The sequence below is a fragment of the Solemya velum gill symbiont genome, assembly GCF_002020255.1.
GTDB lineage: Bacteria > Pseudomonadota > Gammaproteobacteria > Chromatiales > Chromatiaceae.
In genome coordinates this window covers 81,692-98,505 of sequence record NZ_MPQG01000001.1, presented here as the reverse complement: position 1 = coordinate 98,505, position 16,814 = coordinate 81,692, and the positions used below count along the sequence as shown (strand labels likewise).

The window sequence follows — 16,814 nt, the reverse complement described above, 5'->3', positions numbered from 1 at the left end:
TGTTCAGATCTATTGTCATGCCGGCCTTGAGCCGGCATTCCTTCATACTTCAGCACTGAACTGCTATCCCCCTGATATCTCCGTGTCATACGCCTCACAACTCCATTTCACCAACCTTGTTCATTAAGAATAAGTTCATTGTTGCACTATTCGAGTGCATGCTAGTATCTAATCCATGGTACCGAGTACAAACAATAATAAAATTGTGTTCTCAGAGGTATGTATGATCAAGCCGTTTCCACAACTCAAGCTCCTCCTCTCCTTGTTGCTGGCAATCTCCTTCGTTTTAAGCGGATGTGTACAAACTAAAGATCCACTGATTGTCTATTCAGGAAAAGGCATGAAAAAAGCCATGGATGAGATTGTTCGGCTTTATGAGAAGCTGCATGGTGTCAAGGTGTCAATCATTTATGCCGGTTCCAATACCCTGCTGGGAACGATCGAGGAAACCGGGGTGGGAGATATTTTCCTTCCCGGCTCCAGGTCGTATATCAAAAAAGCTGGTACCCTGATCGCAAACTCATACTATGTTGCCAAACATGTACCCACCTTTGCTGTCAGGAAAGATAATAAAAAGGGCCTGAAGAATTATGCTGACCTGATTGAGGATGGTGTTCAAATCGCTATCGCCAACAAGGAGATGGCTGCAATCGGCAATGTTGCGGAAGCGATCATGAATGGGGGCTCTGAAGAGAAGAGTTTCAGGAAGAATATTGCGATTGTCGGTTCTACCGTGAATGAAATATTAAGCCTTGTGGTCGATAGGGAGGTCGATGCTGCATTGGTATGGACTGACATGCTGACCTGGGAGGCAGCAGCTGGATTGGTTGAAATTACTATTCCCGAAACGGTAAATAAACCCAAGGAGATCTGGATAGCGGAGTTGTCTGACAGCTCGCGACCAGAAGAGGCCAAAGCATTTGCGAAGTTTGTTGTTTCGGAACAGGGGCAGGCGATTTTCAAGATGTATGGGTTTGGAATCTAACCGATGTCGATCAGGCTCAAACTGCTTGCAGGTTTTCTGCTTGTCTCCCTGCTTACACTGGGGGTGAGCCTCGGAATCAGCCTTACTGTACAGCAGAAAGTCGCTAGCTTGATCAGTGATGTTGGTGGCAAGAAACTGCCGGGAGTCATTGCATTATCGCGCATGGAGGCCGACCTCTACCAAGTGCTTTTTCTTCTTGAGCGCTACGAGTCTGATCGGGAAATTTCGATCAGGGAGGATATAGAGCGCTCACTCGCCTCATTAGGTTCCCATCAAACCGGGCATACCCTCTACCATGACGGAGAGTCGTTTATAGCTTTCGTAGAAACTTTTGTCAGGGAGTTCAGCCGTGCAACGGCCGGATATATTTTGCTGCTACAGCGAGGGAAGTCTGCCGGTGAGATTGAAGTTGCGCGGAACAGAATTGACAGCCTGCTTGACAGGTACCGGCAGGATATTATTCCTCATCTTCATGAAGATGTAAGGGAAGGCTACGTAAAAATCAATCAGATTGATGATATCAACCGGGATTCACGCAACGTCCTGCTAATTTCCGCCCTCATCATCATGTTGCTTGCAATCTTTTTCAGCGCCTTCATTGCAACCATGTTTGCCAGGCCGCTGGCATCAATGACAGAGGCGGCAAGAAAGATTGGGTCAGGTCAGTTGGATATTGAAATTCCGGTCACTTCAAAAGATGAGATCGGTCAGTTATCAGAAGCATTCAATGACATGACCAGCAATTTGCTGACCATGCGTAATAATCTGATGAATCTGAACCTGGACCTGGAAAATGAGCTGGATGAAAATCAGGATCTGACTAACGAGCTGAGTGAACACCGCAAAAACCTCGAAAAGCTGGTTGTTGAGCGTACTAAAGAAGTTGAGCATCAGCGTCAGCTTGCTGTACAGGCAAATAACAGCAAGTCGGAATTCCTCGCGAACATGAGTCACGAAATCCGCACCCCGATGAATGCTGTCATCGGCATGACAAACCTGGCCTTGAATACTGATCTTGATGAGACGCAAAGAAATTTCATCAGCAAGGCCCATATGTCGGCAGAGGCCCTACTGCATATTCTCAATGACATACTCGATTTTTCAAAGATAGAAGCCGGCAAGCTTGAGATGGAAAGCACCGACTTCAGCCTCAAAAGGGTTTTCGACAATACCTGCCACATGATTCACAGCAGCGCCGAAGAGCGAGGTGTTTCCTATTCAACGAAAATTTCCGCTGAGGTTCCGGATGCATTGATCGGTGACCCGATGCGTCTTGGCCAGGTGCTACTGAACCTCATTAACAATGCGGTCAAATTTACCAGTGAGGGAGGCAAGATAGAGGTGGATGTGTCGTTGCAGGCGGAGAGTGACAGGGATTGCGTCATACGCTGTTCGATCAAGGATAATGGAATTGGCATTTCGACGGAGCAACAGGAGAAACTGTTTCAGCCCTTTACCCAGGCAGATAGTTCGACGACGCGAAAATATGGTGGTACAGGACTGGGCCTGGTTATTTGCAGCCAGATTGTCAAGGCGATGGGTGGTGAATTACAGGTCGATAGTGAGCTTGGGAAAGGGAGTGATTTTCACTTTACTGTACGCCTCGGCAAGCTGCAGCAAACAGTGGCAGTCGTCCAGCCGGGTGATGATGAAGGTGGAAATATTGCCGAATGGAAAGAGCAGTTGAAGGGAGTGCGGCTGCTGCTGGTTGAAGACAACGAGGTTAACCAGGAGCTGGCAACAATGATTCTCACCATGAACGGTATTGATGTCGAGGTGGCGGATAATGGCCAGGAAGCGCTGGATATGCTGAGAAAAGAATCCTTTGATGGCATATTAATGGATTGCCAGATGCCGGTGATGGATGGTTACGATGCAACTCGAAGAATTCGAGAGCAGGAACGATTCAGAGATTTGCCTATCATTGCATTGACAGCGAATGCCATGAAAGGGGACAGGGAGAGAGCACTGGCCAGCGGAATGAATGGTTTTATCACCAAGCCGATCAATCATGACGCCTTATTCAGTACCATGGCCAGGTGGATAAATAAGAAATCCTGAAAGAAAAAACCGATTTCCAGTGTCATACTGATATTGGCCACAGCACACAGGATTGAACATGCTGATAAAAAAACCGGATCACATCAAATTTTCAGAAATCACCACCCAGAGTGATTACCTGCGCCGCAGGGATTTCCTCAAGAAGGGTTTATATGCCTTTGCCGGTCTTGGATTGTCAGGTATTGCAGAGGCACTGGTAAAAGCGCCCGGCAAGAATCCCGCAATCGCCAATCTTGCCGATGCAGGCTTCAGTGTTGACGAGGACCTCACTCCTTACGACCTGGTCACCAGTTACAACAACTACTATGAATTCGGTACCGGCAAGAGTGATCCGGTCGAAAACTCGAAGGCTTTTGAGTCCCGTCCCTGGCACGTTGTTGTTGACGGAGAGTGTGAAGAGCCCGGTGAGATTGATATCGAGGATATTCTCACCGGCATCACGCAGGAGGAGCGTATCTACCGACTACGCTGTGTTGAGGCCTGGTCGATGGTGGTTCCCTGGGTTGGCTTCCCCCTTTCAACCTTGCTGAAACGCTTCAAACCCACAGCCAAGGCGAAATACGTGTCATTTGAGACCCTGCATGACGCTGAACGAATGCCTGGTCAAAAACGCGCTGTACTTGACTGGCCCTATCGTGAAGGCTTGCGTATCGACGAGGCAATGCATCCGCTGACAATTCTGGCAACCGGGCTTTATGGTGAACTTTTGCCAAACCAGAATGGTGCCCCGTTGCGTCTTGTGGTGCCGTGGAAATACGGCTTCAAGAGTATCAAGGGGATCGTGCGCATACGTTTTAGCGAAGAGCAGCCCCAGGCAACCTGGAATATGAATAACCCACGTGAGTATGGCTTCTATTCCAATGTGAATCCGCGCGTCGAACATCCGCGCTGGAGCCAGAAGTATCACCGTGTCATTGGTGGTGGTATTTTCTCCAGCAAGGTTAAAACAGAGATGTTCAATGGGTATGCGGATGAAGTCGCCTCACTCTATACCGGCATGGACCTGAGGAAGAATTTCTGATCCCGTGAGTAATCGATGGCGTGCGGCAGGCATCAAGCTGCTGCTGTTCCTGCTCTGTCTGCTGCCCTTCCTCTACCTGTTATGGGATGCATTCAATGGCAATCTTGGTGCAAACCCGGTTGAGGCACTGACACATCGAAGCGGTGACTGGACGCTGCGTATGTTGCTGGTTACGCTCGCCGTGACACCCTTGCGTCGTACTACCGGTTACAGCTTGCTGCGTCACAGGCGCATGCTGGGGCTGTTCAGCTTTTTCTATGCAGTTGTTCACCTGACAATCTACGTATGGATTGACCAGGTATTTCTGTGGGATGAGATTGTTGAGGATATCATCAAGCGCTCCTATATCACCGTCGGCTTTACAGCGCTGATGATTCTGTTGCCGTTGGCAGTCACTTCAACGCGCGGGATGCAGCGGCGTCTCGGCAAGCGCTGGAAAAGCCTGCATAAGGGCGCCTACATAGCTGCTGCGTTGGGTTGCCTCCATTTTCTATGGTTGACACGTGCCGATACGCTGGAACCCTATATCTATATCGCTGTTTTCGTTGTTTTGATGCTGCTGCGTTTGAAAAGAGAACAAATTCCAGGGTTTTTAAGGCGCTGAGCTGCTGGCATAATGATCAGGTTATGAAGCTGCCCGTGATAGAACGGCTTGAGTTATCGTGCTTTTCAAGTATATTGCTGACAGTTGGAATCCAAATAAAAATGCAGCGACTGGCTGCGACAAAAGACTGGTTGGAGGAGAAAACCCAATGTCAATTTCACGCCGAGAATTTATCCGTCTGATGGGGCTCGCCGGAGCTGCTGGCATGATGCCAAGCTCTGTTTTTGCTGCTGCCCGTCAACCTTCCGATCTGTACGAAGTGCCGAAGTTCGGCAACGTAACCCTGATGCATATGACTGACTGTCATGCACAGCTCAATCCTATCTATTTCCGTGAGCCGAATGTCAATCTTGGCCTCGGCCCTGCTCATGGCAAGGCACCACACCTGGTAGGAAACTCACTTCTCAAGCATTTCAACCTTGAGCCCGGCAGTATTGAAGCACACGCCTTCACCTATCTCGGTTATGACGAGGCAGCACACAATTACGGCATGGTCGGTGGTTTTGCGCATCTCAAAACGTTGGTCAACAACATCCGCGACTCTCGCGGCCCGGGCAACAGCCTGCTGCTCGATGGTGGTGATACCTGGCAGGGTTCAGGAACTGCTTATTACACACGCGGTAAGGATATGGTCGGCGCCTGTAACCTGCTTGGCGTCGATGTCATGACGGGTCACTGGGAGTTTACCTATCTCGATGAAGAGGTTATCTCCAACGTCAATGATTTCAAAGGTGACTTTGTTGCGCAGAACGTTGCGGTCACAGATGACGCACTGTTTGATTACAAATTTGCCGATTTTGAGGGTTTTGATGAAGATGAAGGCACGGCCTTTAAGCCATACACCATCAAAAATGTCGGCGGTGCCCGTGTTGCCGTCATCGGCCAGGCTTTCCCCTATACGCCAATCGCGAATCCATCGCGCTTTATCCCGGACTGGACTTTCGGTATCCAGGATGAGCACATGCAGGGGGTTGTCGACAGCGTACGTGAAAACGAGAACCCCGACGTGGTTGTCGTGATCTCACATAACGGCATGGATGTTGACCTCAAGATGGCGTCGCGTGTCACAGGTATCGATGCAATCTTCGGTGGCCACACCCATGATGGCGTGCCTGCTGCGATTCCGGTCAAAAATGCAGCCGGTAAAACCCTGGTTACAAATGCTGGTTCAAACGGCAAGTTCCTCGGTGTGATGGATTTCGATGTCAGAAATGGCAAGGTACAGGATTTCCGCTACCGCCTGTTGCCGGTCTTCTCCAACCTGCTTGAAGCAAACGCAGAGATGCAAACGTACATCGACGATGTCCGTGCGCCATACAAGAAGGAACTCGAAGAGGAACTCGCAACAGCAGAAGAGACACTCTATCGTCGCGGCAACTTCAACGGTACCTTCGACCAGGTTATTTGTGACGCATTGACCACGGTTAAGGATGCGCAGATTTCACTGTCACCGGGTTTCCGCTGGGGTACCACGGTACTGCCGGGTCAGAAGATCACCATGGACAATGTCATGGATCAGACCTGTATCACCTATCCTGAAACCTACCGTCGTGAAATGAGCGGTGAAGAGATCAAGCTGATCCTCGAGGATGTGTGTGACAATCTTTTCAACGAGGACGCCTACTACCAGCAGGGTGGTGACATGGTGCGTCTGGGTGGTATGGATTACGTCTGTGATCCGACCGCCGGAATGGGTGAGCGTATCCAGGATATGACACTGAATGACGGAACCAAGATCGAAGCGGCCAAGAAGTACATGGTTGCCGGCTGGGCAACGGTTGGATCACAATCGCCCGGCGAACCGATCTGGGAAGTTGTGGCCGAGTACCTGAGAGATCAGAAAACCGTCAAGATCGACAAGCTCAATACGCCGAAACTGGTCAACGTCAAGGGCAACCCCGGGATCGAGGAGTACGTCCACGGCTGATTATACGATTTCGTCACTCCGGGCTTGATCCGGGGTCCATCAGGAACAGTGCACGCACCCATGGATGCCGGTTCAAATTCGGCATGACGGAAAAGGAACTCTTCCAATACACTGCAATACGATGAAAATACCGCCTTTCGGGGCGGTTTTTATTGCAGTTTTCGCACCAGTCGGGTAATTTTAGTCCCCTTTCATACTCTCATTTTCCGAGGTCGTCAGTGTCAACTCCAGAAATGGAAGATTTCCGCCGCATCAAGCGCCTGCCACCCTATGTTTTTGCCATCGTCAATGAACTGAAGATGGCGGCACGAGCACGCGGCGAAGATATTATCGACTTCGGCATGGGCAATCCTGATCAGCCCACACCGCAACATATTGTCGATAAGCTGACCGAGGCCGCGAACCGCAAGGATACGCACCGTTATTCCCAGTCAAAGGGAATTCCGCGCCTGCGCCGTGCGATGTGTAACTGGTACAAGGAGCGCTACGACGTTGACCTCGATCCTGAAGAAGAGGCGATCGTCACTATCGGTTCAAAAGAGGGGCTCGCGCACCTCGCACTTGCCTGTCTCGGACCGGGCGACACCGTACTGGTGCCAAACCCTGCCTACCCGATTCACCCGTGGGGTTTTGTGATTGCAGGTGCCGATGTGCGTCACGTGCCGATCAATTCTGACGATGGTTTTTTCGAGGAACTTGAGAAGGCGATCCGCGAGTCATGGCCCAAACCGAAGATGCTGGTACTGAATTTCCCGGCAAATCCGACAGGGCACTGTGTTGACCTCGAATTTTTTGAGAAAGTCGTCGCCATTGCCAAGGAAGAGAATATCTGGGTTGTTCAGGATCTCGCCTATGCCGATATTGTCTTCGATGGCTACCAGGCGCCGTCCATCCTGCAGGTGCCGGGCGCGAAGGATATCGCGGTCGAGGCATTTTCGCTTTCAAAAAGCTACAATATGCCCGGTTGGCGTGTTGGTTTCCTGTGCGGCAACAAGACTCTGATTGGTGCGCTCGCGCGAATCAAATCCTACCTCGACTACGGCACCTTCACGCCGATCCAGGTTGCTGCGATTGCTGCCCTTGAAGGACCACAGGAGTGTGTTTCCGAGATTCGAGATATGTACCAGAGTCGTCGCGATGTGCTGTGTGACGGACTCAGTGCGATCGGCTGGGAAATAGAAAAACCCAAGGCGACCATGTTTGTGTGGGCGCCGATACCTGAAGCGTACAAAGAGTATGACTCGCTCGAATTTGCCAAGAAGCTTGTCGCCGATGCGAGAGTGGCTGTCTCTCCCGGAATCGGCTTTGGTGCCGATGGTGAAGGCTATGTGCGTTTTGGACTGATTGAAAATGAACACCGGACACGCCAGGCGGTCCGGGGTATTCGCGACATGTTCCGTCGTGATGGTGTTTTAAAAGAAGGAGATAAATAGTGAATCCGGTCAATGTTGGCCTGCTGGGTCTTGGTACTGTCGGTGGGGGCACACTCAATGTGCTGGTACGTAATGCCGAGGAGATTTCACGTCGTCTTGGTCGTGAAATAAAGGTGGTTGCCGCGGCAGCCAGGGAGTATGACCCGGAAGGTCTTGATGGTATCGACCAGGTGAGAGTGTCTAATGATGCCGCTGATGTCATCAGTGACCCGGATATTCATATTGTCGTCGAACTGATTGGCGGATATTCACCTGCGCGTGAGTTTGTTCTCGAGGCGCTTGCCAACGGCAAACATGTTGTAACTGCCAACAAGGCATTGATTGCCATGCATGGCGAAGAGCTGTTTGCGGCAGCGAGAGAGGCTGGTGTCACACTCGCCTACGAGGCGGCTGTTGCAGGCGGCATCCCGATTCTCAAGGCGATCCGTGAAGGTCTCGCAGGTAACAGGATCGAGTGGGTTGCCGGAATCATTAACGGTACCGGAAACTTCATTCTCACCGAGATGCGTGACAAGGGCAGGGACTTTGCTGATGTGCTGAAAGAGGCACAGGAACTTGGCTACGCGGAAGCTGATCCGACATTTGATGTCGAGGGCATCGATGCTGCGCACAAGCTGGCAATACTTGCCTCCCTGTCATTCGGCATGCCACTGCATTTCGAGAAAACCTATACTGAAGGGATCACAAAGATCGAACCCCGGGATGTGACTTATGTATCCGAGCTGGGTTACAACATCAAGCATCTCGGTATCGCCCGCAACACTGACGAGGGCGTCGAGCTGCGCGTGCATCCGACACTGGTTCCCAAGGGCCGCTTAATTGCCAATGTTGACGGTGTCATGAACGCTGTGCTGATTAAGGGTGACATGGTAGGACCAACACTCTACTACGGTGCCGGTGCCGGTTCCCTGCCGACAGCATCTGCCGTGGTTGCAGATATCATCGACGTCGCACGCTCTATCGATCACATTGATACCGCAGTGCCATGCCAGGGTTACCAGGATGGAAAAATCGAGGATCTGCCAGTACTGCCGATTGAAGAGATAACAACTTCATTCTACTTGCGCATGTATGCACGTGATATCGCGGGTGTCATGGCAGAAGTCTCAAGCTTGCTGGCAGAAGCAGGTATCAGCATCGAAGCGATGCACCAGTACGAGTCTCATACCGAGGATGGCTGCGTACCACTGGTGATGCTGACGCACAGGGTCAAAGAGCAGGTGATGAATGAAACCATCGCCCGCATCGAGGCGCTCGAGACCATCAAGGGTGAAGTCGCACGTATCCGTATGGAACATCTCGATTAACAGAGCTGGCAAAGCTGACAGTGTATGACGTCCGCTAGCAACAGCGTCGATTTCGTTCGCTCTGTCTATTGTCTTCTGCCTTCCCTGTTTAATGTAGAGGCGATATCAAGCTCTTCAGCACAGACACCTAACCTGGACCAGCTGGCGCGCTCTTGCCGCCGGCTGGAGTCTCCGCCACTCAGTATTGGACAGGTGCTGCAGCAGGCACTGGGTTTAGATCAGAAAAATGATTTCCCGTCAGGTGCATTGCGCTATGCCGGGCTCGGCGGTGATCCGGGGCGTGCTGTGTGGGCTCAACTGCAACCGGTTCACTTTCGTCCTGATCGGGACCGCCTGCTGGTTTTTCCGCTGGAAGGAGCATCAGCAATTCCGCCGCAAGGCTTGCTTGATCACCTCAATAGCCATTTTGCAGAAGACGGGTGTCACTTTGTCTCTCTCAATGGTGAGTGGTTCGTACGTTTTGATTCTCCGCTTTCCGCTGTTACCTCCAGTCTCTCGGAGGCTCGCCGCAAAGGTGTAGAGGAGGCGATGCCGCATGGTGAGGACGCCAGGTTGTTGAAGCGGCTGCTCACCGAAATGCAGATGTTGCTGGCACAAATGGTGCTTCCCGGGCAGCAGCAGGCTCTGTTTAACGGTTTCTGGATTTCAGGTCTCGGCTCACTTGAGTCAATTGGTGCTCTTCAAAATCAGTTGCAGCTGGTTGGTGATTCGCCACTGCTGGATGGTTTGCGACAGCTTATGGGGCAGGCGCCAGTTTCCATGCAGGAGATTGAATTGTCACGCCCCGCTGTTGTCTTTACTGAGAGTCCTGAAGAAACTGCCATTGCGGAAGCTGAAACCCTTTTCGGGCACCTGCTTGCAGGTAAGGTTCGCAAGCTTGTGATTGCGGATGAGTCAGGGGATTCACTGGTATACAAGCGCCCGCTTGTGTACCCTTTCTGGCGTAAGGACGGATGGCGCAGCCTGCTTGAGGCTGAAATTGCAGCCGGGCTGCTGAATGAACAGGATATGATGTAACCGAGATGGCAAAAAAAGTTAGAAAACGTACCGTAACGAAACGAAAGAAGCGTCGCAGCAAAAAGAAGCGTGGCTCCTTTTTCGGTGCGCTTTTCAAGCTGGCATTCTCTCTCGGCCTTGTTGGTGTACTTCTGCTCGCCGGCTACATGGCGTATCTCTACCCGACTGTTACCGATCAGTTCGAAGGACAGCGTTGGCGAGTGCCTGCACGTGTCTATTCACGCTCCCTGGAGCTTTATGTAGGCGCACCTGTTACCAGGCAGCAACTGACAGCTGAATTGACGCGACTCGGTTATCGCAAGGTCGATAATCCCAGGCGCACAGGTGAATGGGCAATCAATGGCGGGCGCTTGCTGGTGCGAAGCCGGGGATTCCATTTCTGGGACGGTGATGAACCGGAACAATACCTTGATGTGCATTTCGGATCATCAGGGATCTCCAGGTTAAAGGAGAAAACCAGCGGCAAGGACCTGGCGATTGTGCGTCTTGAGCCGATGGAGATTGGCAGTATCTATCCATCCCATAGCGAAGATCGTGTCATCCTGTCGAGTGGTGAAATTCCCAAGCTGCTCTCCGGCACCCTGCTGGCAGTTGAGGATAAGCGCTTCTACCAGCATCACGGGGTTGATCCGATCGGCCTTACCCGTGCGGTTGTTCAGACACTCATGGGCAACCGGCAGGGCGGCAGTACCATTACCCAGCAGCTGATCAAGAACATGTATCTGACACCGCGGCGTGACATGAAACGCAAGCTCAAGGAAGCGGTGATGGCGTTGATCCTTGATGCCAAGTTCGAAAAAGAGGACATCCTCACAGCTTACGTCAACGAAATCTACCTGGGTCAGGACGGCAATCGCGGTATTCATGGATTTGGCCTGGCGAGTTATTTCTATTTTGGAGCACCTGTTTCTGAGCTGGACCTGCCCAGAACAGCACTACTTGTCGGTATGCTCAAGGGGCCTTCGCAGTACAATCCGCGGCGTAATCCCAAGGCTGCAACAAAGCGCCGCAACGTGGTGCTTTCAGTCCTGCTCGATGCCGGGTTAATCAGCGAGAGCCAGTACCGTTCAGCAGCTGCGGCGCCGCTCGGTGTGACTGCGGCCAAGGGTGGTGGCGACAGCGGTCGCTATCCTGCATTCATGGACCTGGTACGTCGCCAGTTACGCCGCGATTACCAACCTGAAGACCTCAATTCAGATGGATTGCGCATCTTCACCACTTTCGATCCATGGGTGCAGCAGCAAGTTGAATCTGCAACTGACAAGCGCCTGCAGGGGTTGGAGAAGCAGAAAAAGCTGCCCAAGGGCAAACTACAGTCCGCGGCTGTCGTCGTCACCCCGCAGGATGGTGAGGTGCTGGCTCTCTCCGGTGACAGGCAGCCGGCGTATGCAGGCTTCAACCGTGCCCTGGATGCGACCAGGCCGATTGGTTCCCTGGTGAAACCGGCGGTCTATCTGACAGCGCTGGAGAAACCGCAACTGTTCTCGTTGGTCACGCGCCTGAGTGATACCAGGCTCACTCTCGAACAGAATGGCAAGATATGGGAGCCGGATAATTACGACAAGGAGGAGCATGGTGCTGTAGCGCTTGAGACAGCCCTGGCAAAGTCCTATAACCTGGCGACCGTGCATCTTGGCCTTGAACTGGGCCTGAACCGCGTTATAGACAAGCTGCATGCGCTCGGCGTTAGTCAGAAACTGAATGCATTTCCGTCACTGCTACTGGGTGCGGTTGAGTTAACGCCCCTGGAAGTGGCGCAAATGTACCAGTCGATTGCATCAGGAGGTTTCCGCTCACCACTGAGAGCGATCCGCGATGTGCTCGATCAACATGGCAACCCTGTACAGCGGTACCCGTTGACCGTGAATCGTGCCAGCCAGCCGGGCCCTGTCTACTTGTTGACAACTGCAATGCAAAAGGTGGTCAGCGAAGGCACCTCGCGTTATCTCAACACCATTATGCCTGCACATCTGAACCTGGCAGGTAAAACAGGTACAACAGATAATCTGCGCGATAGCTGGTTTGCCGGTTTCTCTTCCGATTACGTGACAGTTGTCTGGGTCGGTCGTGACGACAATACCCCGGCTGGTCTGACAGGAGCGAGCGGAGCCTTGCGGGTATGGGGCGATATTATGAAACCGCTCAATCCGAGACCGCTGGAACTTCATCCTCCGGAAACGATCGAAATGGTTACTGTCGACAAGGAGACAGGTCTGCTCGCTAATCATGACTGCTACGAGGTGGAAACCAGGCCGTTTCTGCGCGGATATGCTCCAATGGGGCTGGCACCATGCGCAGGTGGGTCGATCGACGGCCTGTTCGACTTTTTGAATGGTGGTAACGGGGGTGTGCTCGATAAAGATGGACATCCTGATTTCGAATCGTGGGATAATACGGGGTCTGAACGGCAACCGCGGAAGTCCGGCGATGGTCTTGGCGATTTTCTCAGGAGTATTTTCGATTGAATAAAATGATGCGAAACAGTTCTCACTCCCTGCTTGTTGCACTCATGCTGGGTGCATTTCTGAGTGGCTGTTCATCCTACAAGCCGCGCTCTGAACCCAACGCGCCCGTCTATGAGAGGGGCTCTCGTGTCTCTTCGGCATGGGGAGGGCTGGCACCCGGAGAGACTGCCGGTGTTGATTCACCGGAACTGGCAACTGCGGACCAGTATTATGAACCGGATGTCAGCAGGCCCGTACCGGCGGCAACATCACCGACCCAGGCACCTGCAGCTGAGACTATTGCATATGCGGATACTACAACTTACCAGCCCAGTCGGGTCACCCCGGTGCCTGCTGCCACCTCTTCTACCTCTATGAGTGCCGCGACAAAATCACTGCTTTTCAAGGCTGACAGAGAGCAGTCCACAGGCAACCTGACCGGTGCAGCTTCAACTCTGGAAAGGGCTCTGCGTATCGAAAATCATCCGTTGCTGTGGAACCGTCTTGCAAACATTCGTCTGCAGCAGAAACGTTATTCACTCGCAAGTGACCTTGCTTCGAAGTCAAATGCACTCGCTTCCGGCGATTATGCTCTCAAGCGTAATAACTACGAGGTGATTGCGCAGGCCAAGGCGGCGATGGGTGATTCAGCGGGTGCAGCTAGCGCACGCGCCAAGATAGGTAATTAACCGGTTGCCCATCTGTTTTTTTGCAGGAGGTTTGCCTTCGCCGCGATAAAAACCTATCCGGCTGTCCCGTTGAGTTTATCGAGCAGCACACCCTGTGGCGCCAGGCGCAGCCGACTGATACCGCCATTGGTTATGGTCAGCCTGTACATGCAATCTGCCGGGGCACCGACTGCATAAGTTATCATGGCGCGTATAACACCGGCATGGGCTACAACCAGTAGCTGTTCCCCCTGGTATCTCTCCCTGAGATGTTCAAATACGGTGCCTATGCGCGCGTGGAAATTCATCACTTTTTCTGCATTTTCAGGTGTGTTAGCAACAGGATCGCGGTAGAAGGCGTCAAATTCCTCCAGTCTCTCCTCGCGTAGCTGAGCCTTTGTTTTACCTTCCCATGCGCCAAAACCGATCTCTTTGAGGTCGTCATGGATCGTCACCGGGAGCTGCCGGTTTTTGCCCAGTTCATTTGCGAAGGCTGCGCACCTGGTCAGTGGTGAAGAGATGATGCGTGACCAACCGGAATGTTCACCGACACTCTCCCACATCTGTCGCCAGCCCTTTTCCGAAAGGGGATCGTCGATACCGTGGCCACGATAACGGCTGCCACCGACAGGCTCGCCATGCCGGATCATCTCTATGACTGTCTCTTTCATACTGTTTTATGCGGCAAACTGGTACAGGGCGAGGATTTCATCTTTCCAGATACTCGGGTCGATAGTTTCAAGTACCAGCGGGATGTCATCAAAACGTGCATCCTGCATGATGTATTCAAAAGCAGTCCAGCCGATCTTGCCGGCACCTAATGACTGATGGCGGTCGACACGGGCGCCAAGATCAGGTTTGGAGTCATTGAGGTGCATGCCAAGCAGGTAATTAAAACCGACTATCTCATCAAATTGCGAGAAGGTCTCATCGCATGCTTCAGTCGTACGCAGGTCATAGCCTGCAGTAAAGATGTGGCAGGTATCGATACAGACACCGACACGGCTCTTGTCATCGATTTGTTCGATGATCGTCCCCAGGTGTTCAAAGCTGTATCCCAGGTTGGTTCCCTGTCCGGCAGTCGTTTCGATAACGGCTGTCACACCGGATGTTGTTTCGAGTGCGATATTGATGGACTCTGCGACGCGCGCAAGGCTCTCATCCTCGCTGATTTTTTTCAGATGGCTGCCGGGATGGAAATTAAGCAGTGGCAGGCCCAGTTGCATGCAGCGCTCCATTTCGTCGACAAAGGCATCGCGTGATTTCTGTAGAGCCTCCTGTTCAGGATGACCGAGGTTGATCAGGTAACTGTCGTGCGGAAGCACGTGCTCCGGCTTGATATCCGCCAACTTCAGATTCTTTTTGAATGCATCGATACTCTCCTGCGTGAGTGGCTTGGCTTTCCACTGGCGCTGGTTTTTTGTAAACAGTGCAAATGCTTTTGCACCGATCTCCATGGCATTCAGCGGGGCGTTTTCGACACCGCCCTGGGCACTGACATGTGCACCGACATATTTCATCGTTTTTCACAGGCTGTATTGTTCAAATCAGCGGTTAGAATAGCAGACTCGAACAGGCAAAACCCGGCATTTGAAAGCAGAAATTCACACATCAATCGACGAGATAGAGCCGCAGCAGTGGAACCGTCTGGTAGACGATAACAACCCGTTGATCCGGCACGAGTTTCTCGCAGCTATGGAGCATCACAGCTGTGTTGGTGAGCGTTTCGGCTGGTTGCCACGTCACATCGCACTCTATGATGCGGATGAACTGGTGGCAGCTATGCCCTTGTATGAGAAACACAACTCCTACGGCGAGTTTGTCTTTGATCACCAGTGGGAAAGCGCGTGGGAGAGTAGCGGGCGAAACTACTTTCCGAAATTGGTCTCTGCCGTACCCTATACCCCTGCAACCGGTCAGCGCATGCTGTTTCATTCGGGTGATCAGGAGAGCCAGAGAATGCTGACTGACACAGCCGTGGCCCTTGCCGTCAGTATCAATGCAAGTGGTGTGCACATACTCTTCCCGACAGAAAATCAGCAACAGCAACTGGACTCTATTGGCTGGTTGAGTCGGCACGATGTGCAGTTCCATTGGCACAATCATGCATACGCAGATTTCGATGATTTTCTGAGTCGTCTCACGGCACGCAAGCGCAAGATGATTCGCAAGGAGCGTGAGACGGTAGTCAAATCAGGTGTCAACCTGCGACAACTTGATGGCCACTCAGCCAGCCATGCCGACTGGCAGGCTTTTACGCGTTTTTATGAAAAGACCTTTGATGAGAAGTGGGGGCTTGCAACCTTTAATCTCGGTTTCTTTGAAGAGGTCGCACAAAAAATGCCAGACAATATTATCCTGGTGCTTGCAGATCTGGATGGTGAATGCATCGCAGGCTCCCTGATGTATTGCAGCAATACGACGCTTTACGGGCGCCACTGGGGATGCAGTCAACAGGTCGACATGCTCCATTTCGAAGCCTGCTATTACCAGGGTATCGAGTTTTGTATCCGACGTGGTCTCACCAGTTTTGAACCGGGAGCACAGGGTGAGCACAAGATTCCTAGAGGCTTTTTACCTGTTGCGACGACATCTGCACACTGGATTAATGATGATGAATTCCGGGAGCCTGTCAGGCAATGGACATTGCATGAACAGGCAGCAGTTGCTGCTTACCATGATGAGTTGCGCTTGCGCTCACCCTATCGGGAAGAAAACAGTTGATGTTGAATAAGCCATGGGCGGAATCCTGTGATCAGAATCGTGAGCCGATACTTGAGGTGATTCGTCCACTTTTCAGTGAATCTGGCAGCATTCTCGAGATCGGTAGCGGAACTGGACAGCATGCGGTCTTTTTTGCACAGCAGTTGCCCCATATGCAATGGCATGCCAGTGATCAGTCTGATTATCATGCCGGTATCTCCATGTGGGTCGAGGAGGCAGCTCTGCCGAATGTGCATGGTCCGTTTCAACTTGACGTGATGCAGGAAGATTGGCCGCAGATAGATATAGACGCAGTTTTCTCTGCGAACAGTGCTCATATCATGGATGAGAAAATGGTTGAGGCGATGTTTGCAGGGGTCGGTGAAATCCTTCCGCATGCTGGGGTGTTTGCGCTCTATGGTCCTTTTAATTACGACGGCAGTTATACGAGTGAAAGTAACGCGCGTTTCGATGAGTGGCTCAAGTCACGCGACCCGCACAGTGGCATCAAATCATTCGAATGGCTCAACAGTCTCGCCAGAGCGGCTGGTATGAAGCTGCAAGATGACGTTGCCATGCCGGCCAATAACCGTATTCTCGTTTGGGTGAAGGACGCTGAATAATGCTATGATTCCGACCTACAC

The 16,814-nt window shown here is 52.0% G+C and carries 14 protein-coding genes; 12 read left to right on the top strand and 2 right to left on the bottom strand.

Annotation, left to right across the window (positions count from 1 at the left end; genetic code table 11):
• Positions 1 to 223 precede the first annotated feature (223 nt).
• From modA to BOW06_RS00420, 10 genes are all read left to right on the top strand, one after another.
• Positions 224 to 985, top strand: a complete 762-nt coding sequence (gene modA / locus BOW06_RS00465) for a molybdate ABC transporter substrate-binding protein (RefSeq protein ID WP_179115100.1) — start codon at positions 224 to 226, stop codon at positions 983 to 985.
• A gap of 3 nt (positions 986 to 988) precedes the next feature.
• A complete protein-coding gene (locus tag BOW06_RS00460) occupies positions 989 to 3,046 on the top strand; it encodes an ATP-binding protein (RefSeq protein WP_078454347.1) in 2,058 nt (685 codons plus the stop codon).
• A 58-nt stretch (positions 3,047 to 3,104) separates the two neighbouring features.
• Complete coding sequence (gene msrP / locus BOW06_RS00455) at positions 3,105 to 4,067, top strand: protein-methionine-sulfoxide reductase catalytic subunit MsrP (protein WP_043118372.1); 963 nt, start codon at positions 3,105 to 3,107, stop codon at positions 4,065 to 4,067.
• Positions 4,068 to 4,071: 4 nt separating this feature from the next.
• Entirely contained in the window at positions 4,072 to 4,671 is a 600-nt protein-coding gene (msrQ, locus tag BOW06_RS00450) for a protein-methionine-sulfoxide reductase heme-binding subunit MsrQ (RefSeq protein WP_043118374.1), read from the top strand.
• Positions 4,672 to 4,819: 148 nt separating this feature from the next.
• Positions 4,820 to 6,598, top strand: a complete 1,779-nt coding sequence (gene soxB, locus BOW06_RS00445; RefSeq protein ID WP_043118375.1) for a thiosulfohydrolase SoxB — start codon at positions 4,820 to 4,822, stop codon at positions 6,596 to 6,598.
• Between the two features lie 233 nt (positions 6,599 to 6,831).
• On the top strand, positions 6,832 to 8,031 hold the full coding sequence (gene alaC, locus BOW06_RS00440) for an alanine transaminase (RefSeq protein ID WP_043118376.1): 1,200 nt from the start codon (positions 6,832 to 6,834) through the stop codon (positions 8,029 to 8,031).
• On the top strand, positions 8,031 to 9,338 hold the full coding sequence (locus BOW06_RS00435) for a homoserine dehydrogenase (RefSeq protein ID WP_078454346.1): 1,308 nt from the start codon (positions 8,031 to 8,033) through the stop codon (positions 9,336 to 9,338). Before alaC ends, BOW06_RS00435 begins: the two co-directional genes overlap by 1 nt.
• Before the next feature lie 24 nt (positions 9,339 to 9,362).
• The gene (locus tag BOW06_RS00430; RefSeq protein ID WP_078452933.1) at positions 9,363 to 10,355 is read left to right on the top strand and encodes a hypothetical protein; all 993 of its coding nucleotides are present in this window, start codon (positions 9,363 to 9,365) and stop codon (positions 10,353 to 10,355) included.
• A 5-nt stretch (positions 10,356 to 10,360) separates the two neighbouring features.
• The gene (gene mrcB, locus BOW06_RS00425; RefSeq protein ID WP_078452932.1) at positions 10,361 to 12,820 is read left to right on the top strand and encodes a penicillin-binding protein 1B; all 2,460 of its coding nucleotides are present in this window, start codon (positions 10,361 to 10,363) and stop codon (positions 12,818 to 12,820) included.
• An 8-nt stretch (positions 12,821 to 12,828) separates the two neighbouring features.
• Entirely contained in the window at positions 12,829 to 13,488 is a 660-nt protein-coding gene (locus tag BOW06_RS00420; protein ID WP_143557076.1) for a tetratricopeptide repeat protein, read from the top strand.
• Between the two features lie 53 nt (positions 13,489 to 13,541).
• Here the strand turns inward: BOW06_RS00420 and BOW06_RS00415 are convergent, their stop codons facing one another.
• Positions 13,542 to 14,138, bottom strand: a complete 597-nt coding sequence (locus BOW06_RS00415; RefSeq protein ID WP_043118383.1) for a histidine phosphatase family protein — start codon at positions 14,136 to 14,138, stop codon at positions 13,542 to 13,544.
• 6 nt (positions 14,139 to 14,144) lie between these two features.
• Positions 14,145 to 14,987, bottom strand: coding sequence for a deoxyribonuclease IV (gene nfo / locus BOW06_RS00410; RefSeq protein WP_043118384.1), 843 nt, complete (start codon positions 14,985 to 14,987; stop codon positions 14,145 to 14,147).
• Between the two features lie 70 nt (positions 14,988 to 15,057).
• On the opposite strand from nfo, the gene BOW06_RS00405 reads away from it, so the two are divergent.
• Both BOW06_RS00405 and BOW06_RS00400 read left to right on the top strand, forming a co-directional pair.
• Positions 15,058 to 16,191: a GNAT family N-acetyltransferase gene (locus BOW06_RS00405; RefSeq protein WP_043118386.1), complete on the top strand. Its 1,134-nt coding sequence runs from the start codon at positions 15,058 to 15,060 to the stop codon at positions 16,189 to 16,191.
• Positions 16,191 to 16,793, top strand: a complete 603-nt coding sequence (locus BOW06_RS00400) for a DUF938 domain-containing protein (protein ID WP_078455153.1) — start codon at positions 16,191 to 16,193, stop codon at positions 16,791 to 16,793. Before BOW06_RS00405 ends, BOW06_RS00400 begins: the two co-directional genes overlap by 1 nt.
• The last annotated feature ends 21 nt before the right edge of the window (positions 16,794 to 16,814 follow it).